The following is an 804-nucleotide window of genomic DNA, read 5'->3' on the forward strand; positions in this document are numbered from 1 at the left end:
TGGTCCACGAGACCAGAAAAATTATGCACGACCCGGAGATCAAGATCACCGCTACCACAGTAAGGGTCCCGGTCTTCTGCGCCCATTCCGAAGCTGTGAACATTGAGACAGAGAAGAAGATAACTGCCCAAAAGGCCCGAGAGCTTCTGGAGGGGGCACCGGGAGTGGAGGTCATGGACGATTTCCACAAAGGGATATATCCTACCCCCATAGATGCAGAGGGAAGAGATGAGTGTTTTGTGGGCCGTATCCGGGAAGATGACTCTGTGCCCAACGGGCTAAACCTGTGGATAGTAGCGGACAATCTACGAAAAGGTGCTGCCCTTAACGCGGTCCAGATTATGGAGCTTCTTGCTCATTAGAGTCTTCAACTCTCCTATATGTCAAAGAGCCGGGGCTGGGCCAAAGATGTGAAGAAAGAGGGGAGCCCAGGGTCTTTCGGGAATTTCAAGAGTCTTGTACAATCTTCTTACCCTGACTAAAGGCGTGCAAGTTCAGTTTAAGACCTTAGGGAGACTTGATGGTGCAGCACGTAAAGAGCCGTGGGAATATGGCCTATATCTCCGGCATTGGCGCTGGTGAGTGTGATCAAAGGACCTATGAGATGGCCTACCAGGTAGGTAGGGAGGCAGGCTGGCGAGGCGCTATTGTGGTGTGCGGAGGCCTGGGTGGAGTGATGGCTGGGGCTGCCAGAGGAGCCAGAGAAGTGGGAGGTCTGGCCGTGTGGATCCTCCCGGGAGAGAACAGATTGGGAAGTAGCAGCTACCTTCAGGTAGCTCTTCCCACAGGCCTGGGTCAGGCCCG

General features: G+C 54.2%; 2 protein-coding genes. Both read left to right on the top strand.

Annotated features, from left to right (window positions below):
- On the top strand, positions 1–362 hold a 362-nt coding region (locus HW443_RS12190; protein ID WP_258190544.1), incomplete at its 5' end, for an aspartate-semialdehyde dehydrogenase.
- A 158-nt stretch (positions 363–520) separates the two neighbouring features.
- Positions 521–804, top strand: a 284-nt coding sequence (locus HW443_RS12195; RefSeq protein WP_320411586.1) for an SLOG cluster 4 domain-containing protein, incomplete at its 3' end; no start/stop codon positions are given.

The sequence above is a fragment of the Candidatus Hakubella thermalkaliphila genome (genome assembly GCF_013281975.1).
Taxonomy (GTDB): Bacteria; Actinomycetota; Humimicrobiia; order Hakubellales; family Hakubellaceae; genus Hakubella; species Hakubella thermalkaliphila.